16 protein-coding genes are annotated in these 19,178 nt (G+C 72.2%); 13 read left to right on the forward strand and 3 right to left on the reverse strand.

The features are described from left to right. From VI078_00005 to VI078_00015, 3 genes are all read right to left on the reverse strand, one after another. Positions 1 to 1,570 (reverse strand): LamG domain-containing protein (locus VI078_00005; GenBank protein HEY5997668.1); only part of this gene is annotated, 1,570 nt, incomplete at its 3' end. Positions 1,571 to 1,574: 4 nt separating this feature from the next. Beyond that, a complete protein-coding gene (locus VI078_00010; protein HEY5997669.1) occupies positions 1,575 to 2,267 on the reverse strand; it encodes a DUF4956 domain-containing protein in 693 nt (230 codons plus the stop codon). Positions 2,268 to 2,270: 3 nt separating this feature from the next. Next, entirely contained in the window at positions 2,271 to 3,041 is a 771-nt protein-coding gene (locus VI078_00015; GenBank protein ID HEY5997670.1) for a VTC domain-containing protein, read from the reverse strand. Between the two features lie 73 nt (positions 3,042 to 3,114). On the opposite strand from VI078_00015, the gene VI078_00020 reads away from it, so the two are divergent. The 13 genes from VI078_00020 to VI078_00080 all read left to right on the forward strand — a co-directional run bounded on the left by VI078_00020 (position 3,115) and on the right by VI078_00080 (position 18,953). Continuing rightward, the gene (locus VI078_00020) at positions 3,115 to 3,825 is read left to right on the forward strand and encodes a GDSL-type esterase/lipase family protein (GenBank protein HEY5997671.1); all 711 of its coding nucleotides are present in this window, start codon (positions 3,115 to 3,117) and stop codon (positions 3,823 to 3,825) included. A 15-nt stretch (positions 3,826 to 3,840) separates the two neighbouring features. After that, complete coding sequence (locus VI078_00025) at positions 3,841 to 6,843, forward strand: hypothetical protein (protein HEY5997672.1); 3,003 nt, start codon at positions 3,841 to 3,843, stop codon at positions 6,841 to 6,843. 20 nt (positions 6,844 to 6,863) lie between these two features. Beyond that, positions 6,864 to 7,286 (forward strand): alternative ribosome rescue aminoacyl-tRNA hydrolase ArfB, encoded by a 423-nt coding sequence (gene arfB / locus VI078_00030; GenBank protein HEY5997673.1) that lies wholly within the window; start codon positions 6,864 to 6,866, stop codon positions 7,284 to 7,286. A gap of 51 nt (positions 7,287 to 7,337) precedes the next feature. Then, the gene (locus VI078_00035; protein HEY5997674.1) at positions 7,338 to 8,885 is read left to right on the forward strand and encodes an ABC transporter substrate-binding protein; all 1,548 of its coding nucleotides are present in this window, start codon (positions 7,338 to 7,340) and stop codon (positions 8,883 to 8,885) included. Further along, the gene (gene nikB / locus VI078_00040) at positions 8,882 to 9,796 is read left to right on the forward strand and encodes a nickel ABC transporter permease (protein ID HEY5997675.1); all 915 of its coding nucleotides are present in this window, start codon (positions 8,882 to 8,884) and stop codon (positions 9,794 to 9,796) included. Before VI078_00035 ends, nikB begins: the two co-directional genes overlap by 4 nt. Continuing rightward, positions 9,793 to 10,647 carry an ABC transporter permease gene (locus tag VI078_00045; GenBank protein HEY5997676.1) on the forward strand — a complete coding sequence of 285 codons (855 nt, stop codon included), beginning with the start codon at positions 9,793 to 9,795 and terminating at the stop codon, positions 10,645 to 10,647. Before nikB ends, VI078_00045 begins: the two co-directional genes overlap by 4 nt. A gap of 94 nt (positions 10,648 to 10,741) precedes the next feature. Then, positions 10,742 to 11,785 carry a lysylphosphatidylglycerol synthase transmembrane domain-containing protein gene (locus VI078_00050; GenBank protein ID HEY5997677.1) on the forward strand — a complete coding sequence of 348 codons (1,044 nt, stop codon included), beginning with the start codon at positions 10,742 to 10,744 and terminating at the stop codon, positions 11,783 to 11,785. Positions 11,786 to 11,830: 45 nt separating this feature from the next. Beyond that, a complete protein-coding gene (locus VI078_00055) occupies positions 11,831 to 12,385 on the forward strand; it encodes a late competence development ComFB family protein (GenBank protein ID HEY5997678.1) in 555 nt (184 codons plus the stop codon). Between the two features lie 322 nt (positions 12,386 to 12,707). Beyond that, positions 12,708 to 13,196 carry a hypothetical protein gene (locus tag VI078_00060; protein HEY5997679.1) on the forward strand — a complete coding sequence of 163 codons (489 nt, stop codon included), beginning with the start codon at positions 12,708 to 12,710 and terminating at the stop codon, positions 13,194 to 13,196. A 55-nt stretch (positions 13,197 to 13,251) separates the two neighbouring features. Next, positions 13,252 to 15,180 carry a DUF294 nucleotidyltransferase-like domain-containing protein gene (locus VI078_00065; GenBank protein HEY5997680.1) on the forward strand — a complete coding sequence of 643 codons (1,929 nt, stop codon included), beginning with the start codon at positions 13,252 to 13,254 and terminating at the stop codon, positions 15,178 to 15,180. Between the two features lie 68 nt (positions 15,181 to 15,248). After that, positions 15,249 to 15,947 (forward strand): 3'-5' exonuclease, encoded by a 699-nt coding sequence (locus VI078_00070; protein ID HEY5997681.1) that lies wholly within the window; start codon positions 15,249 to 15,251, stop codon positions 15,945 to 15,947. Positions 15,948 to 15,952: 5 nt separating this feature from the next. Continuing rightward, the gene (locus VI078_00075) at positions 15,953 to 18,202 is read left to right on the forward strand and encodes an ATP-binding protein (GenBank protein HEY5997682.1); all 2,250 of its coding nucleotides are present in this window, start codon (positions 15,953 to 15,955) and stop codon (positions 18,200 to 18,202) included. A gap of 337 nt (positions 18,203 to 18,539) precedes the next feature. Next, a complete protein-coding gene (locus tag VI078_00080; protein ID HEY5997683.1) occupies positions 18,540 to 18,953 on the forward strand; it encodes a response regulator in 414 nt (137 codons plus the stop codon). The last annotated feature ends 225 nt before the right edge of the window (positions 18,954 to 19,178 follow it).

The following is a 19,178-nucleotide window of genomic DNA, read 5'->3' on the forward strand; positions in this document are numbered from 1 at the left end:
AGGCGTGCGGGTTGTCGCCGAGGAAGATCTCCTCCCGGACGAAGTCGGCCACCCGGGCGACGAGCGCCTCGTCGGACCGCGGGGTGCGGTCGAGCGCCGCATCCTCGAGGAGCCGGCGCTGGCGCCGGATCTCGTGCACGATCTCCCGGCTCGTCAGCGGACTCTTTCGATCGCTGCACAGGGGCGCCTTGAGCCGGCCGGCGATCCGGTCGAACTCGGCGAGGGCCTGGTCGCGGAAGAACGGCAGGCGCGTGATCAGCTCGCGCCACTGCTCGGCTTCGCCGCGCCAGAAGGACCCCTTGTCGCCCGACAGGTCCGCGGCGAGGTACAGGCCGTCGAACGAGCCGTTGGTGCTGACGGCGACGATCTCCGGCGCCACCGGCGGCAGCCCGCTGTCGCGCGCGAGCTTCGCAGCCAGCGCATCGAGCAGGTAGGGTGCGCCCTCGACCGGCCGCAGGAGCAGCTTGCGCTCCGGCTCGCCGTCCGCATCGAGCAGCTCCAGGGTGAAGGTCCGCTTTGACGACGTCTCCGGCCCCGTCTGCCGCCCGGCGACCAGCTCCATGACGGCGCTGCGGCGGCGGCCGCGCACGAGCAGATCGACCTTGCGCTTGTCGGAGGTCGCCGGCGCGTTGAGGCCGTTGTCCGCCGTATCGTTGAACCAGGCGTTGAAGTGCCGGACGTCGTTCCGCGAGAGCTCCAGCGCGTAGGAGGGCAGCCCAGCCGAGTAGATCCGGCTCTCGTGGAGCAGCGGGTTGAACAGGTCGACCGCGAGCAGCAGCGCCCCGTAGGTGTCGCGAAACGTCCGCGCGGCGTACAGCGCCGCCAGGCGCGCGAAGGCGCGGCTGGTCCCCAGCGAACGGCGCTGGCGGGCGAGGGCGCGTACCTCCTCGGGCGAGAGCGCCCGCGCCCAGACCGACACCTCGTCAAGGGCGAATGCCGCGGGCGGCGTCCAGCGGTCCTGGCCGAAGCACAGCTGGAGCGACTTGTGAACCAGCGGCTGGAGCGCCAGGCTCCCCTGCGGCTCCCCGTCGATATAGAGCCGGGCCGTGCCCGCCGCCTCGTCCACGGTGAAGGCGACGTGGCGGAAGCGCCCCGGCGCCGCCTCGATGGGCCACGCCAGCGGCTTCTGCCCGGGGAGCCGCAGCACGAGCTTGCCGCCCGCGACCGCCAGGTACTGGAAGATCTGCTGGTTCCTGACCTTCTCGGGAAAGCGCACCCAGCAGGAGAACGTGAACTGCGGACCAAGGGCCGGGAGGGGCACATCGGTCCGCACGAAGCTCTGCCGGCCGGGGCGGAACGCCCGCGCCGAGCCGTAGCGCCCCCGGACGATCCTGGTCCCGCCCGTCTCGACGTCGCGCCCGGAGACGCGGTTGCGCGGCCTGACCTCGTCGAAGTCCCAGTAGGCCAGCACGCCCGCGGCGCTCAGGCGGTTGCCGACGGCGGCGTCGGCGCGCGCGACGGAGCCGGCGAGCAGGTCGAGGAGGGCGTCCGCGCGGGCGACGAGCCCGACGATCGCCGCCAGGACCAGGCCCGCGGCAACCAGGGCCGGGAGGCGGCTGCGAAGCCTCATCCGGTCAGGCGACACCGCCGGGGCGGTTGAAGAAGACCTGGACGGAGGCCGACGGCGCCAGCTTGCGCAGCTCCTCCTGGAAGTCCGCGACCCCACCCTGGAAGTCGGCGAACGAGAACTGCAGGCTCGAGAGCCCGTCGCGGCTCACGGCGCTCTCGACGAAGCTGCGGCGCGCGTGGCGCCCCACGCACTCCTCGATCTGCCGCTGGCTGGCGGCCGCCTGCTCGTCGGCCAGCGTCACCAGGACGACGCCGTCGCGCCCGCGGCCGAGCCGCCCGCGCCCCAGGTGCACGGCGAAGAGCACGCCGGCCGCGAGCAGGTACAGGAAGAGCAGGAACTGGAAGTTGAACGTCGCGCAGATGATCGAGGCGGCGATGACGAGCATGATGAAGCCGACCTCCTCGGGTTCCTTGATCGGCGTGCGGAAGCGGATGATCGAGAGCGCGCCGAGCAGGCCGAGGGACAGCGGCAGCGAGACCTGGATGCAGATGAACAGCGAGGTGATCGAGATGCCCAGCAGCGGGAAGGCGCGGTTGATCTGGCTCCCCGTGCCCCGCCGCTCGTAGAAACGGGTGTAGAGCCAGCTGGCGACGAGCGAGGCGACGAGCGAGACGAGGATCGCGATCGCGAAGAGCATCGGGTTGATCCGCGCGGTCAGGTCCTGCACGTCCTTGATCCTCTGGAGCTGGTCGAACACGGTTCACTCCTCCTTGAGCAGGCGGGCGATGCAGGCCCCGTATTTTGAAAAGCTCCGCCAGCGCAGGCCCGCCGCCTGGAGCGTGGCCAGCCAGGGAATCGGCACGCGCCCCCCGTCCTTCACCTCGAGCACGATCGTCCCCGGCCTCGGGTCGCCGAGGCGCGGCAGCAGGCGCCCGTTGACCCGCCCGAGGCCGATCCCCGTGTCCAGGCAGACCCGCGAGAGCGTGAACGGGCAGATGAACCGCCGGCGGCGGTACTCCACGACGGCCGCCGGCTGCAGGCCCGGCGCGAGCCGCTCGCCGAGCGCCGGGGCGTGGCGCGCGAGGATCTCGCGGAACAGCGGGTGGTCGAGCGGCGCGCCGTCCAGCACGTCGCGCGGCGCGGTCACGACCACGCGCGGCTTGCGCCGCCCCTGGCCGAACTTGCGCTTGATCTCGAGGAACGCCTGCCGCAGCGCCGGGTCCGCCGACAGCTCGGGGTCGTACCAGCGCAGCCGGCACTTGGTCTTGACGAACTCGCCCTCGCGCTTCTCGCAGTAGGCGTCGAGCGCGGACGTGTCATAGTAGAGCGTGTACACCGTCGCGTCCGGGTGGACCGGGTCCGGCAGGCAGACGTGCCGCAGCCAGGCCAGGACCAGCTCCTCGCGGTCGGCCGGGGCGACGAACTTGCTCTCGGCGGACGTGATCCCCTCGTCCGCCTCCCCGGCAAGGGCGGACACACCCGCGAAGGAGGCCGCAGGGGTGGGCGGGGAGCGATGGTCCAGGACGTTCATCCGCGATAGTATAGCGCACCCGGACCGCAAAGTTGCTTGCCAATCGGGGCGCGCTTCGCTACGATGCAGCGCCATGTCTACGGCACAGTGCGGCCCGAAACGTGCGCTCTCCGCCCGCCTCGCGGCCGGTCTGGTCATGGCCGTCCTGATCGGTTTCGGGGGCTGCGGCGGCGACAGCGGGCCGGACTTCGGGGACAACGACCCCGAGCTGATCGTCGCGATCGGCGACAGCATCACGTTCGGCTACGGTGACATCGGCGTGACCGACTGCGTCCCGGCGTACCGCACGCTCGGCGGCTATCCCCCGCGCCTCGCCGCCCTGACGAACAAGCACGTGATCAACGCGGGCGTGTGCGGCGAGGACTCCTTCGGGGGCGTCGACCGCGTCCAGAGGCTCCTGGACCGCTGGCATCCCGGCGTGCTGCTCATCGACTACAGTCCGAACGACGTCATCAACGGGACGCACGCCCTCCTCGCCAACCTGCGCACGATGGCCCTGGCGGCGAAGCGGAACAAGACCGTCCCGGTGCTCGGCACGATGACCCCCGCCACCGGCGAGCACGGGGCCTGGATGCACTTCATCGAGGCCGGCAACGATGGGATCCGCGCGCTCTGCAACGAGCTGGACATCAGGTGCGCCGACCACTTCCAGAGCTTCGTCAGCGACCCCGGCTACGTCACGTCGCCCTACTTCCTGCTCTCGGAGGACGGCCTGCACCCCAACGCGGCCGGGTACTCGCTGATGGCGAGGACCTGGAGCGAGCAGCTGGAAAAGGTCTACTGACCGCGGCGGGTGAGCGTGCCCGTTCACCAGGAACCCCGCGCGCCGCACGGATCCGCAACCGCCGATGACGGGCCCCGCGCCGGGCTGCCCGGCCTGCGCGAGACGGCCCTCGTCGCGCTGCTGGCGCTGGCGCTGGCGCTGGCGTTCACCTGGCCGCTGGCGCGGCACTTCGCGACCGACATCCCGTACGCCGACCAGCCCGCGCCGGGCTATGAGCGGGTGACGCTGGCCCAGGGCGACCACCTGCAGATCTACTACCTGCTCTGGCTGCTGCAGGACAGCGTCCGCGAGGGACGCGCCCCCCTCTTCGACCCCTACCAGTTCCGCTACGGCGGCTACCGCGCTTTCTTCTTCCAGCCGTCGCTGCTCGCGCTGCTCGCCCTGCTGCTCGCCCCGCTCGGCGCCGTCGCCGCGTTCAACACCCTGATCCTGCTCTCCTTCGTCGTCGCGGGCTGCGCCACCTACGCGCTGCTGCGCCTCGGCACCGCCGACCGCTTCGCGGCGCTCGCCGGCGCGCTCGTGGTGGCGCTCTTTCCCTATCGGGTCGGGCAGCTCGCCGGCCATGTCAACGGCATGCTGACCGCCCTGGTGCCGCTGTTCCTGCTCTGCGTCGAGTGCGCGCTGCAGCGGCGGCGCTGGGGCGGGTGGGCGGCGGGAGCGATCGCCGCGTTCTTCTTCGCAGGCACCATGGAGTTCCACATCGCGTACCACCTCTCGCTGCTGTTCGCGTTCTACCTCCCCCTGCGCCTGCTCTTCCCGCTCGCCGGCTGGTTCGAGCCCGTGGCGGCCGCGCCCGCCGCGAACAGACGCGTCCCCGGGGCCCTGCTTGCCGCGGCCGGCGGTCTCGGCGCCGGCGTCGCCCTGTACGGCGCCATGGACCGCGCCCACGCCCTCGGCGAGCCGACCGGCTGGATTCTGACGCCGACGCTCGCGGCGCTCGCGGCCTGGGCGCTCTGGCGGCGCCTCGGGCGCGAGCTCGATGCGGTCCTGCCAGCGCCCGCGGCGCCCGCCGGCCTCGCCCGCGCGCTGGCACCGTTCGCGCTGCTCGGCCTCTACCCGCTCGTCCCGGTTGTCGGCGTGCCGCACGCGGGCAAGGCGCTGCTGGTTCTCGCCACGGTGGCATCGGCGCTCGCCGCCCGGCCGCTGGCCACCTCGCTCGGGACCCTGCGACTGCGGGCCGATGGCGCCGAGCGCTTGCGGCGGCTTGCCGCGCCCGTGGCCGTGCTGCTCGCCGGCGCGGCGGCCACCGTCGGCTTCCTGGCACTGACGCGGCGGCTCATCTTCAGGGGCTCGATCGCCTCGCACGGGCGGGCGTTCGGGGAAGTGCTCGCGTTCTCGCCGCGCCCGGAGGACCTCGTGCGCCGCTCCGCGACGGGCGGCGAGTACCTGGTCTACCTCGGCGTCGTGGCGCTGACGTTGGCGCTCGTCGGCCTGCTCGCCCGCCGGCACGGCGGCGAGGGCGCGCCATCGCGCGCCGATGGCTTCCACGGCGTCGCCGCGGCGCTCGCCGTGCTCCTCGCCGTGGGGCCGCACCTGCCCCAATTGCCGCTCTATCACCTGTTCTACGACGTGGTGCCCCTCTTCAACTCGCCGCGCGTCTCCGGCCGCATCCTCGCGGTCGGCGTCGTGCCGTTCGCCGTCACGGCGGCCGCCGGCCTGGAGATCCTGCGGCGGCACGTCCGGTACGGGGGCGCCCTCGCCGGCGTCGTGCTGCTGGCGCTGGTTGCCGACTACCTGCCGCGTCACGCCCCCGGCCTGACGACGCTGCCGCGCGAGCAGCCCGCCTACGACCGGCTCGCCCGGGAGCGCGCGCCCGGCGAGGTGGCGCTCGCCCTGCCGCTGTGGCCGGGGGACTCCGCGTGGTCCTCGGTCTACTTCTACTGGACAACGCGCTACCGCATCCCGTTCGTGAACGGCTATTCGCCAGCGGTGCCCCGCGACTACCTCGACCGGGTCTTCTGGCCGCTCTCGCCGCTGAACTTCGGCGAGATGGGGCAACCGGAGCGCGACCTCGCCCGCCGTCTCGGCGTGCGACACATCCTGCTCCACGAGGACGTGTACCCGGCGAAAGTCAGCCCGTTCCCGGCCGACCTCGCGGCGGCGCGGCTCGCGCGCTCCCGCTACCTCGAGGAGCTGATCTACGCCTCGCCCGTGCACCTCTACCGGCTGAGGGAGGAGCCGCTGCCGGACCAGGCGCCGCTGCCGACATCCCCGGTGGGCGTCCTCGTCGAGGGGGAGAACCGCCCGGGGGCCGAGGTCGTGGTCGACCCGCTCGCCTCGGGAGGTGCGGCCGGCCAGATTCCCGCGGGCGCGCCGGGCCACGCCGCGCGCTGGATTCCGCGACGCGCGCTTCCCGCCGGCGACTACCGGGTGACCGCGCGCTTCTTCCTGCCCGCGCCGGCCCCCGCGCCGGGGATCACCCTCCGGGTTCTGGACGCCGCCAGCGGCGAGGCGCTCCCGGCCGCGGGAGCGACGACCGTGCGAGGCGACGGCCGGGTGCTGGACGTCGAGGCGGGCGTGACCCTCGGCCACGTCACGCCGATCGCATTCGAGATCGCCAGCGAGCGGGCCGTGGACCTGGATTTCATCTCGATCCGTTTCGCCGAGCGGTCCGAGCCGGAGTTGCGCTTCGAGGTCGAGCAGATCGCTCACATCGGCAAGCCGGTAGCCGACCCCCAGGCGTCCGGCGGGCGCGCGGTGGCGATGGCGCCCGGATATCATCCGCGGGACCGCGCCTTCGCCGGGCCGGACCGCGTCCTCCCGGCGGGCCGCTGGATCGCGACGCTCTTCATGCGCGCGGCAGGACCTGGCGCCGGCGAGCGCTTCAGCGTGGGCATCTCGAACCAGTCCGCGCCGCTGGCGAGCGTCGCGCTCCCGTCCGGGGGAACGGGTCAGGGATTCACCCGCCTCGATCTCCCCTTCGTGCTCGAGCGCTCCGCGCCCGTCGCCTTCGGCGTGAACTTCGAGGGCGGGCGCGAGCTCATCTTCGACCGGATCGAGATCGCTGCGGCGCCGTAGCAGGGTGACCGGGGGAAACCATGGCACGGCCGACCGCCGACTCGCTGCTCGCCGCCGGAGAACTCGGGTTCGAATTCTTCCGCTCCTCGGGCCCCGGGGGGCAGAACGTCAACAAGGTTGAGACCGCCGTGCGGCTGCGCTTCGACCTCGCCGGCTCCGGCGCGCTGCCGCAGGCCGTGAAGGAGCGTCTCTTCGCGCGCGCCGGCGGCCGCATGACCACCGGCGGCGTCCTCGTGATCGAGGCGCAGCGCCACCGCACGCGCGAGGCCAACCGCCGGGACGCGCTGGCCCGTCTCGACCGGCTGATCGAGGACTGCTGGCGGCCGCCGGCGCCGCGCCGGCCGACGAGACCGACCCGTGCCGCGCGCGAACGCCGGCTCGGTGAAAAGAAGGGGCGGGCCGAGACCAAGCGGCTCCGCGCGCGCCCGGCGGACGCGGAGTGAGGGGCCCGGCGGGCCGGGTCCCGCCGCGGCTCTGCTAGAATCTCACGCACGATGCGGCACCCGCGGCTCCTCCGGCTGTTGCTGGCGTTCTGTGCCGTGCCCGGGGTGCTGGCGATCCCCGCCTGTGCCGGGGGCCCGCCCCCCGATCCCCGCACGCTCGTCGTCGGCCTCGAGGCGAACCCCACGAACCTCGACCCGCGCCTGGCCACCGGCGCCGCGGCCGTGCGCCTCATCCCGCTGCTCTTCAACTCGCTGCTGCGCCTCGACCCGTCGGGGCAGCCGCAGCCGGAGCTGGCGCTCTCCTGGGAGACGCCGTCGCCGACCGAGTACATCTTTCACCTGCGCGACGGCGTGCGCTTCCACGACGGGCGCCCGCTGACCGCGGCAGACGTCAAGTACACCTACGACTGGATGCGCGACCCGAAGAACCACTCGCCCAACCAGGGTGCGCTCGCCGTCGTCTCGGCGGTCGAGGCGCCCGACCCGGCGACGGTGCGCTTCTCGCTGAAGGAGCCCTTCGCCTCGTTCCTCTACAACCTGGCGCTCGGGATCGTCCCCGCGCACCTCGGGGACGCGCCCGGCTTCGCCGACGCCCCCGTGGGCAGCGGCCCCTTCCGCTGGGGCGAGTGGCGGCCGGGCGAGCGGCTCGTCCTGCTGGCCTTCGACGGCGCATGGGAGGGGCGCCCGCAGCTCGACCGCGTCGTCTTCCGGATCATCGCCAACGAGACCACGCGCCTGCTCGAGGCACGGCGGGGGCGCATCGACCTGCTCTGGAACAACGTGCCGCCGTACGCGGTGCCCTTCCTGCGCGAGGAGACCCGGCTCGCCGTCACGACGCGGCCGGGGATCACCTACCAGTACCTCGGCTTCAACCTCCGGGACCCCGTCCTGCGCGACCTGCGCGTGCGCCGCGCCATCGCCCACGCGATCGACCGCGACCGCATCGTGCGCGCGCTGTTCTTCGGCCTGGCGCGGCCGGCGGCGACGCTGCTGGCGCCGGAGAACTGGGCGCACGCGGCCGACGTGCCCGTGTTCGGGCACGACCCCGCGCTCGCGCGTCGCCTGCTGGACGAAGCCGGCTTGCCCGTGCGGCCCGACGGCGCGCGCTTCGCCCTCTCCTACAAGACCTCGACCGACCGCCAGGGGATCGAGATGGCCGACCTGATCGCCGAGGACCTCGCGGCGGTCGGCATCCGGGTCGAGCGCCGCTCGTACGAGTGGGGGACCTTCTACGGCGACATCAAGGCGGGCAACTTCCAGCTCTATTCCCTGCGCTGGGTGGGGATCACCGACCCGGACAACCTGCACTACATCTTCCACAGCGCGAGCGTGCCGCCCGCCGGCGCCAACCGCGGCCGCTACGCGAACGCCGAGGTCGACCGGCTGCTCGACGCCAGCCGCCGCGAGATGGACCCGGCGACGCGGCGCACCCAGCTCGTCGCCGCCCAGCGCCTGATCGCCGCGGACTGCGTCTACGTCAGCCTCTGGTACCCGGACGACATCTACGCGCTGGCCACCCGCTTCGAGGGGTTCGAGCCGTACCCCGGCGGGCAGTACACCTCGCTCAAGAAGGTGCACGCGCGGGAGGCTGCCAGGTGACGGGCATCGGCCGGCGCCTGCTGCTGCTCGTCCCGACGGTCCTCGGGGTGCTGACGCTCGTCTTCCTGCTCGTGCACCTGATCCCCGGCGACCCGGTGGAGGTCATGCTCGGCGAGACGGCCTCGCGTGCCGACCTGCAGCAGCTGCGCCACGACCTCGGCCTCGACCGCCCGCTCGGCCAGCAGTACCTGCGCTTTCTCGGCGGCCTCGGGCGCGGCGACCTCGGCCACTCGTACTTCTACCGCAAGCCCGTGCTCGCCGTGATCGGCGCGGCGCTGCCGGCCACGGCGCAGCTGGCCGCGGCCGCGCTGGCGGTGGCCCTGCTCATCGCGCTGCCGCTCGGCATCCTCGCCGCCGTCCGGCGCGACCGCCTCGCGGACCGGCTGACGCTCATCGGCTCGCTCGCCGGCATCTCGATGCCCAACTTCTGGCTCGGCCCGTTGCTGATCATCCTCTTCTCCTTCCGCCTCGGCTGGCTGCCGGTCAGCGGCCGGGAGGGCGCCGCCAGCCTCGTGCTGCCGGCGGCGACCCTGGGGATGGCGCTCGCGGCGATCCTCGTGCGCATGACGCGCGCCTCGATGCTGGACGTCCTCGGCGAGGAGTACCTGCGGACGGCGCGCGCCAAGGGCGTGGGCGAGCGCGCGGTGATCGCGCGCCACGCCCTGCGCAACGCGCTGCTGCCGGTGGTGACCATCGTCGGGCTGCAGTTCGGCGCGCTGCTCTCAGGCGCGGTGGTCACGGAGAACGTCTTTTCCTGGCCCGGCGTCGGCACGCTGCTGATCCAGGCGATCACCGCGCGCGACTACCCGCTCGTCCAGGGGTGCGTGCTCGTGATCTCGCTCTGCTACGTGGCGGTGAACTTCCTGACGGACGCGCTGTACTCCGTCATCGATCCGCGGGTGCGCACGTGAGCCATCGTCCCGCGTCCCGCTCCGGGGTCCTGGCGAAAATAGATCTGTCCCCATTTTCGCTGCCGGCGCGCATCGGCGCCCTGATGCTGGCGGCGATCCTCGCGCTGGGGCTGCTGGCGCCCCTGGTCTCCACCCGCGAACCCCTGCGCACCGACCTGGCCGGCGCCCTGCGCGGCCCCTCGAGCGGCCACCCCTTCGGCCAGGACCGGCTCGGCCGCGACGTCTTCGCGCAGGTCGCCTACGGCGCGCGGGCCTCGCTGGCGATCGCGGTCGCGGTGGTGGCCGTCACCGTCGTCGCCGGGGTCGCCATCGGCGCAGCGGCCGGCTACCTCGGCGGCGCCGCCGACGTCCTCGCGATGCGGGTCGCCGACATCTTCCTGGCCTTCCCGGGGATTCTGCTGGCGATCGCGCTCGCCGGCGTGCTCGGCCCGAACCTCGTGAACCTCGTCATCGCGCTCTCCGTGATGGGCTGGGTCGGCTACGCGCGGCTCGTGCGCGCCCAGGTGCTCGGCCTGCGCGAGCGCGAGTACGTCGCGGCGGCGCGCGCCGCCGGGGCGGGGCCGTGGCGGGTGATCGTGCGCCACATCCTCCCCAACGCCCTCTCGCCGGTGATCGTGCAGGCCACCTTCAGCGCCGCGGGGGTGATCATCGCGGAGTCGTCGCTCTCGTTCCTCGGGCTGGGCCCGCAGGACGTGCCGACGTGGGGCGGGCTGCTCTCCCAGGGCGCCGCCTACCTGCTGTACGCCCCGCACATCGCCTTCTTCCCGGGGCTGTTCATCATGCTGGCGGTGCTGGCCCTGAACCTCGTCGGGGACGCGCTGCGCGACGCACTGGACCCGAAGTCGCGCTGACGCGGCGCGAGGCGGCGTTGCAGACCGGCTCGGGACTCTGGTACAACCTGACACCGCCGCTCGGCCCGGGCGCGGCGCCACCCGAAAGCGGGGTATGACGACCGAAACGATGTCTCCTCTGCCAGCGCCGGAGACGGCGCCCCCCGCCCCGGCACCGCGCTGGAAGCGGCGCCTCGCGACCGCCCTGAAGGCCGCCGTCAGCGGGACGCTCCTGCTCGTGCTCGCGCGCCGCATCGACTGGGCGGAGCTGCGCGGGATGCTCGACAGGACCGATCCGGCCTGGCTGGCGCTCGCGGTGGCGGCCGGCATCGCCCCGCTCGCCGTCAGCACCTGGAAGTGGCGCATCCTGCTGCGGGCCACGGGCAGGCCGCTGCCGTTCGGCCGGCTGTTCAACCTCTACCTCGCCGGCCTCTTCGTGAACAACTTCCTCCCCTCGACCATCGGCGGCGACCTCTTCCGCAGCTACGAGGCGGGCAAGCAGGTCGGCGGGCAGGAGCACGTCCTGGCCTCGGTCTTCATGGAGCGCTTCACGGGCCTGACGGCGCTCACGGCCATCGCGCTGGTGGCGTTCGCGACCAACCTCTCGAGCTTCCGGGACCCGCGCTTCGCGCTGGCGCTGGGCGCGGGCGTCCTCGTCTACGTCGCTGTCGCGCTGGCCGTGGCGCTGCCGGGCCCGCTGGCCTTCGCGCTGCGGCGCTTCCCGGGCGGGCTCGCCGGGAGGCTGATCGGCAAGCTCGCGGCCGTCCAGGAGGCGATCCACGACTACGCCGGCCAGACGCGCGCCGTGGTCGCCGCGCTGGCGCTCTCGCTGCTCTTCCACCTCGGCGCCATGGCGTACATCGCCGTCGCCTCGCGCGCCTTCGGGATCGTGCTTCCCGTGCGGACGCTGCTGGTGATCGTGCCGGTGATCATGTTCGTCACCTCGCTGCCCGTCACCATCGGCGGCCTCGGCCTCATGGAGTGGGCCTACTTCTTCACCTTCGGCGCGAGCGGGGCCGGCGGCTCCCCCGGCCTGCTTGTCGGCCTGCTCATCCGCGCCAACTCGCTGCTCTACAGCCTCTGGGGCGGCGCCGTCTACGCGGCCCGCGGCCTGCGCCGGCCGCCCCCCGCGGAGAGCCGCCGCCCGCCAGGAGTGTGACGTGCGTCACTTTTGCGCTTGGGCGCAGATCGTAGTATTCTCCGCATGGGGGGGCTGACGTTGAGCATCAAGAACGAGATGGAGCAGCTCGTCCGCGAGGAGGTGGAGCGGGTGCGCTCCGCCGCGACGGAACAGCGCTGCTGGTGCTCGCTCTGCGAGACGGACATCGTGGCCCTGGCGCTGACGATGCTCCCGCCGCTCTACTGTCGGACCGAGACCTTCGGGCACGCCGCCGGCATCATCAAGGCCGGCAAGATCCGCGAGGCGGTCCAGGCGGCGATCAAGCGGGTCTCGCTGCGGCCGAAGCACCGGGTCGGGGCGCCGTCGCACCGCGGCACGGTCTCCCTGGTGAACTACACCTTCGAGGTCGGCACGGACATGGTCGGGCCGGCACTCGGGCGCGGGGCGAGCAGCTGCAGCTGCGAGAGCTGCCGCTCGGACACGCTGGCCTACGCGCTCAACCGCTACCCCGCCAAGTACGGCGTCACCGTCGACGGGCGGCGCAGCCTGCACCCGACGTACCTGGACTTCATGCGGCACGAGCTGGGGATGCTCATCGGGCAGGCCGCCCGCGTCGTCTCCTCCCACCCTCATCATTAGCCGGACGCCCATACGGGCGCATCAGCGCCCGGCGGGGCATCACGTCCGGCGAAGCCTTTCTGCGCGCGCTTCCAAGGGGGCTCCGCCCCGTATGGCGCGGCTGTCCCCGCTGTTACCCCCGAAGGACTGGTCGTGTTCCTTGCATCTGACCCGTCCGCAACGGGCGGGATTTTTCGTCCGGGCAAGGCGCCGAGGATGCGACCGCGGAGGCGTACTTTCCGTACGCCGCACAAGGAAACGACGAGGCAACGCAGCCCGGGCGGAAAAGACCCCCGCTGCGGGGCGTTGACGGCGCCCGTTTCACGGTGCTAGCGTCCCGCGCATGCCGGCCGCCGCACGCCACCCTGTCCTCGAGCGCTGGAAGCCCCGGGCCGCCGGGCGCACCCAGCTGCTGCTCGCCGCCGGCCTCTGGAGCGTCGTCGGCGCCGGCCTGCTGATCGTCGGCGTCCGCTGGACGCTGCGGGCGTTCGGACCGGGCTGGGGCGCGCCCGCCGCCGCGCTTGCCGCCGCCGCGGGCCTGCTGAAAGGGCGCTTCGTCCTCGACCGCGCCGCCGCACGCATCGCCGACCGCATCGAGAGCCGCGGCGACGGGCGGTGCGCCGGGGGCTTCCTCTCCGTGCGCAGCTGGCTGCTGGTGGCCCTGATGTCTGGCGCCGGGCGCCTGCTGCGCGGCGGGCTCGTGCCGCTGAAGGTCGTGGGCCCGCTCTACGCGGCCATCGGCGCCGGCCTGCTCTTTTCGAGCCGGATCGCGTGGGCGCGACGCCGCGCCGCGCACGATCCGCGCGCGCATCCCAGGGGCTTCGCTCCTTGACCGCCCGTCGGGGCATCCGCTATCGTTCCCGAATGGACGGGTCGGATTCGACCTCATGAACGGACGCCAGCGCATCCAGAAGGCCGCCATCGACGAGGCGGTCGCCTTCCTCAAGAAGGTCCCGCCCTTCCAGTTCCTCGAGGACCAGCCGCTGCGCGACCTGGCGCGCTCGATCGAGCTGGAGTACTACCCGACCGGCACCGTCATCCTCGAGCAGGGCGGGCCGCCGAGCGAGCACCTGCTCGTCGTCAAGAAGGGCGGCGCCAAGGTCTTCGTGCGTTCCGCCGAGAGCGAGGAGACCCTCGTCGACTACCGCGCGGAGGGCGACATCATCGGCTTCGTCTCGCTCTACACCGGCGACCGCTCCCGCACGAACGTCGTGGCCACCGGGGATACGATCTGCTATCTCGTCGGCAAGGCCGACTTCCGCCGCCTGCTCGATGCCCACCCGCTGATCCGCGAGTACCTGCACCGCGCCTTCCTCACGAAGTACCTCGACAAGACGATCCACGAGATGCGCACGCGCAGCGTCCTGGTCGGCGGCGGCGAGCGGCTGCTGTTCACGACGCCCGTGGGCGAGCTGGTCGGCGGGACGGTGGTCACGGCGCCGCTGGGCCTGACGATCCAGGCGGCCGCCGAGTTGATGTCGCGCAACCACATCAGCTCGCTGATCCTCGTCGACGGCGGCGGCGCGCCCGCGGGCATCATCACGGATCGGGACATCCGCGACAAGGTGGTCGCCGCGGACCGCGACGTCGCCGGCCCGGCCGCGGAGATCATGAGCGCGCCGCTGGTGACGGCGGACGCGCGCGACTACTGCTTCGAGGCGCTGCTGACCATGATCCGCCACAACATCCACCACGTGCTCGTCATGGAGTCCGGCGCCGTGAAGGGCATCATCACGAACCACGACCTGATGATCCTCCAGGGGACCTCGCCGCTCTCGGTCGTCCAGGAGGTCGAGCACCAGCAGGACATCCCCAGCCTCGCCGTCGCCTCGCGCAAGGTCTCGCAGATCGTCGGGCTGCTGCTCAAGGAGGGAGCGCGGGCGGCCAACATCACCCGCGTCGTCACCGAGCTCAACGACCGCATCGTGCGCCGCGTGCTCGAGATCGCCGAGCGCCGGGTCGGCCACCCGCCGGTGCGCTACGCCTGGCTGGCGCTCGGCTCCGAGGGGCGCGGCGAGCAGATCTTCCGCACGGACCAGGACAACGCGCTGATCCTCGACGACGTCCCGGACGCGGACCTCGCCGCGGAGGCGCTGCGCTGGGCCGGGGCGTTCGCCGCCTTCGCGAAGGAGGCGCTGATCGCCTGCGGCTTCCCGCCGTGCCCCGCGGGGCTCATGGCGGCCAACCCCACCTGGTGCCAGCCGCTGCGCACCTGGCGCCGCTACTTCTCGGAGTGGATCGTCAACCCGGGCGGCGGCGGGCCGCTGCAGTCGGCGATCTTCTTCGACTTCCGCGTCGTGCACGGCGAGGCGCTGCTCGGCGAGCGGCTGCGCGACCACGTCGTCGCGCAGCTGGCGGACCAGCGCGCCTTCCTCTCGTACGTCGTCAACCAGATCGTGACCAACCGCCCGCCCATCGGTTTCTTCGGCTCGTTCGTCGTGGAGAAAAGCGGCGAGCACAAGGACCAGCTCAACCTCAAGGCGCGCGGGATCAACCCGCTCGTCGACATGGTGCGTTTCTTCGCGCTGGAGAAGGGCTGCCGCGCGACCGGGACCCTCGAGCGGCTCGAGGCCCTGCGCGAGACCCACACCATCGTGCGCGAGCACGCCGAGGAGCTGGCCCAGGCGCTCGACTTCCTGCTGCTGCTGCGCGTGCACAGCCAGTTCCGGCAGGCGACCGACGGCGCGGAGATCGACAACTTCATCACGCCGAGCCGCCTGACGAACCTCGAGAAGCGCACGATCAAGGACGCCTTCCACCTCATCGCGCGGGTGCAGGACCAGGTGCTTGAGCGCTACAAGGCCTCCGTCCTCTGACAGAGCGGTGAAAGAAGCATCCGGGCCCCTTTGACCGCTCTGTCAAGCGAACAGGAGGCGTGAACGGGATGTGGCCGTTCCGGGGGAAGACGGAGGCGCGGCGCGAGCCGCTCGGCCCGCTCGCGGCGCGCTATGTCGTCATCGACACCGAGCTCACCGGCCTCGACGAGCGCCGGGACTCCATCGTCTCGCTCGGCGGCATCCGCGTCGTGGAGGGGCGGATCGACCTGGCCGACCGCTACTACGAGGTGGCGCGGCCGGCCGCCGAGCTGACGCCGACGAGCATCGTGCTGCACAACATCACCCCCGAGGAGACCAACGGCCGCCCGGAGATCGGCGGACTGCTCCAGGGCTTCCTCGACTTCTGCGGCCGCGACGTCGTTGTCGGGCACTTCGTCGAGATCGACCTGCAGTTCCTGGCCAAGGAGCTGGCGCGCGCCCATCTCCCGCCGCTGGCCAACCGCGCGGTCGACACCTGGCCGCTCTACGACTGGCTCGCCGGGCGGCCGCCGCTCGATGGCGGGGCGGGTCTGCCGCGCCTGCACGATCCGCGCCTGCACGAGCTGGCCCAGGCCCTCGATGTACCGCCGGCGCGCGAGCACCACGCGCTGACCGACGCCTTCGTCACGGCGCAGGTCTTCCAGCGGCTGCTGCTGCGTCTCCCGCGCTGGGAGGTCGGGACGCTGGACCAGCTGCTGCGCATCGGCGACCCGGTGCGCGCGCGCGAGGGCGGCCACCGTGACGACGCGACGGCGCCCCTCGCGTAGCCATCATGGTCGCGCTGCTGCAGACCACCCTCGCCTCGCTGACCGCGGTGGCGGCGCGGCTCGTGCGCCGCTCCAAGCGGATCGTCGTGGCCATCAGCTTCGGGCTCTGCGTGCTGATCCTCGCCCTCGGCTCGCTCTCCTACCGCTCGGTGAAGGAGGTCGTGACGGAGGACTTCAACCAGCAGCAGCTGGTGCTGGCCCAGTACGCGGCGCGCCAGATCAGCCACAGCCTCGCCATGCTCCGCAAGGAGCTGCGCCTGCTCGGGCGGGCGCCGGCGCTCCAGTACCAGGAGCGGCTCGCGATCGCCGGGCGCCTCGAGAGCGCGTTCATGAGCGTGAAGGACGACGGGGCGGCGCAGCTGCGCTTCGTCACCGCGCCGGGCGGGCTCGTCCACCTCTACGACGGCCCCGGCTACCGCCGCGCCGCGCCCGACGCCGAGGACACGCTGCACCTGCTCTGGGCCGCGGACCCCGCCAACCGCGACAAGGTCCTCGTCACGCCGGTCACGCCGGTCGCGGACCGTCCCGGGGTGCTGCTGATGCGCATGGTGCACCCGGTCTGGCAGGACGCGATCGACGAGTCCCACCCGACGCCGACGCGGGCGTTCGCCGGCGCGCTCGTCTTCGTCGTCAACGCCGTCGAGCTCACCGGCGCGGTGACGCGCGACATCCGCTCGGGCCGGACCGGCTACGCCTGGGTCATCGACGGCAGCGGCACCTTCCTGCACCACCAGGAGGCGTCCTTCATCGGGAAGAACGCCTTCGAGGCGCGCGCCGAGAAGATGCCGACGATCTCGTTCGCCCGCATCAACGAGATCCAGAAGACGCTCATGCTCGCCGGCAAGGAGGGGACGAGCTGGTACATCTCGGGGTGGCACCTGGGCGTCGAGGGGAAGGTCCGCAAGCTCATCGCCTACGCGCCGATCCGGGTGGCCGACCAGGAGGGCGGGCCCGTCTGGTCGGTCGCGGTCGTCGCCCCGATCGCGGAGGTCGAGGGGCAGATCCACGCGATCCAGATGCGCGGCACGCTGCTGCAGGCGGTGATCATCGCGGTCTTCGTGCTCGGCACGGCCGTCATCGTCTCGCTCATGGCGCGCTGGTCCGACGAGCTCGAGCGCGAGGTCGCCCACCAGACCGCGGAGCTGACCAAGTCCGAGCAGCGCTACCGCTCGCTCGTCGAGAACGCGGGGGACGCGATCTTCACCGCCGACCGCGCCGGCACGGTCCTCTCGATCAACGCCTCCGGCGCCAAGCTGCTGCGCCGCCCCGCCGAGGAGATCGTCGGCCACAATCTCTCCGAGCTCCTCACCTGTCCGACGGCCGAGGAGCCGCTGCTGGCCATCGACGAGGTCTTCGAGAGCCGCAAGGGCCGGCAGATCACGCACCTGGTCAAGCTCGGGGACCGCGAGCTGTGGCTGGACACCAACTTCCGGCGGCTGCTCGACGAGGAGGGGAACATCTACGCGGTGCTCGGCATCGCCCGGGACATCACCGACCGCAAGCTCATCGAGGAGCAGAGCTACAACACGGAGAAGCTCGCGTCGCTCGGCACGCTCGCCGCGGGCGTGGCACACGAGATCAACAACCCGCTCACGGTCATCCTCGGCTTCACCGACCTGCTGCTCGAGAAGGCGGAGAAGGGGTCGGAGACCGAGGAGGCGCTGCGGACCATCGAGACGTACGGCAACAAGGCGCGCAAGGTCGTCGAGAACCTGCTGACGTTCGCGCGCCGCAAGGAGCACAGCGAGGACGAGGTCGACGTCAACGCCTGCCTGGAGGCGGTCCTCGCGGTGCTCGGCAACTACCTGCTCGTCAACCGCATCTCGATCCGCAGCCACGAGCTGGCGCCGGGCCTGCCGCCGGTGCGCGGGGACGCCGACGAGCTGCAGCAGGTCTTCCTGAACATCATCAACAACGCGGTCTACGCCATGAAGACGGAGGGCGGCGGCGAGCTCAGCGTCCAGACGCGGGTCGGCGAGGGGGGCAGCTGCGTCGAGGTGCTCATCTCGGACACCGGTCCGGGCATCCCGCCGGAGGTGCGCACGCGGATCTTCGACCCGCTGTTCACGACGAAGAAGGTCGGCGAGGGCACGGGCCTCGGCCTCTCCGTCTCGTACGGGATCGTCGCGCGCCACCGCGGCACGATCGCCGTGGAGACGGCGACCGCCGCGGAGTCGAAGCACCCGGGCACGACGTTCATCATCACGCTGCCGGCAGTCGTGCGTGAGAAGGCCGGCGGTGGGGGTGCGGCGTGAGGTCTCTGAACTCCGCGCTCGACCGCAGCATGTCCGGCCCTGCGTTCGAAACGCACAACTCGCCCTGCGGGCTCAGACAGTGCGTTTCGCCCCTGCGGGGACACTCCGGTCCGAACGCTGCGGGACCCGAGCGCTCCGCAATGAGCCCTCCCGCCGCACCCCCACCGCCTTCCGAGCTGGTGCCGGCGGGAGAAGAGTCGCTACAATCCGGGGAACTGACTGGGCGCAGGGGTGGCGCGAAGCGGGGGCCCCCCGGCGGCGCACAGCGGAGCGAGCACCGACGGGGGTGCGCAGCGACAGGACCCCGCAGCCCGCACGCACACGGAGGGGAATGACCATGGCACGGATACTGGCCGTCGACGACGAGCCCGGGATGCTCAAGCTGCTCGCCATGATCGTGCGCGAGAAGACGGCGCACGCCATCGAGACCACGAACAACCCCGTCGAGGCCGTGCAGATCGTGCGCCGCGGCGGGATCGACCTTGTCATCGCCGACCTGAAGATGCCCGGCCTTGACGGCAGCGAGCTGCTCGAGGCGATCCGGGCCTTCTCCGAGGTCCCCGTGATCATCATCACCGCGTTCGGCACGGAGGAGGCGGCCGCCGAGGTCCGGGAGAAGGGCGTCTTCGACTTCATCCTCAAGCCCTTCCGCAAGGAGCAGATCGTGCTCGCGATCGAGCGCGCCCTGGCCTGGGCGGCGCTCCAGCGCGAGAACCGGACGCTCAGGGAGCGGCTGGAGCCCTCGGCCTGACACGGATCGGCCACCCTTGTAATTTTCGTTTATGGTCTTATCATTAATCCTGACCACAAAAGGGGGAGGGAAATGCCGTGAGCAGAAGGGTCGGCAGCAGGTCGGTGTTCCTGACGGTGATCACTTTGTTTCTGGCGGTGGCGTTCTCGGCTGGAATCGCTCTTTCACAGGAACTGGCCCTCAATCCCGGCACCGTTGCTTCGGACGGCGGGAATCTGACTGTCG

It is taken from the genome of bacterium (genome assembly GCA_036524115.1).
Lineage (GTDB): Bacteria > JAUVQV01 > JAUVQV01 > JAUVQV01 > DATDCY01 > DATDCY01.

Excerpts from the sequence above, each read along its gene's own strand:
- VI078_00020 (HEY5997671.1), top strand. The coding sequence starts at position 3,115 with ATGTCTACGGCACAGTGCGGCCCGAAACGTGCGCTCTCCGCCCGCCTC.
- VI078_00065 (HEY5997680.1), top strand. The coding sequence starts at position 13,252 with ATGAACGGACGCCAGCGCATCCAGAAGGCCGCCATCGACGAGGCGGTC.
- VI078_00035 (HEY5997674.1), top strand. The coding sequence starts at position 7,338 with ATGCGGCACCCGCGGCTCCTCCGGCTGTTGCTGGCGTTCTGTGCCGTG.
- VI078_00050 (HEY5997677.1), top strand. The coding sequence starts at position 10,742 with ATGACGACCGAAACGATGTCTCCTCTGCCAGCGCCGGAGACGGCGCCC.
- VI078_00015 (HEY5997670.1), bottom strand. The coding sequence starts at position 3,041 with ATGAACGTCCTGGACCATCGCTCCCCGCCCACCCCTGCGGCCTCCTTC.
- VI078_00070 (HEY5997681.1), top strand. The coding sequence starts at position 15,249 with ATGTGGCCGTTCCGGGGGAAGACGGAGGCGCGGCGCGAGCCGCTCGGC.
- arfB (HEY5997673.1), top strand. The coding sequence starts at position 6,864 with ATGGCACGGCCGACCGCCGACTCGCTGCTCGCCGCCGGAGAACTCGGG.
- VI078_00055 (HEY5997678.1), top strand. The coding sequence starts at position 11,831 with ATGGGGGGGCTGACGTTGAGCATCAAGAACGAGATGGAGCAGCTCGTC.
- VI078_00060 (HEY5997679.1), top strand. The coding sequence starts at position 12,708 with ATGCCGGCCGCCGCACGCCACCCTGTCCTCGAGCGCTGGAAGCCCCGG.
- VI078_00080 (HEY5997683.1), top strand. The coding sequence starts at position 18,540 with ATGGCACGGATACTGGCCGTCGACGACGAGCCCGGGATGCTCAAGCTG.
- VI078_00075 (HEY5997682.1), top strand. The coding sequence starts at position 15,953 with ATGGTCGCGCTGCTGCAGACCACCCTCGCCTCGCTGACCGCGGTGGCG.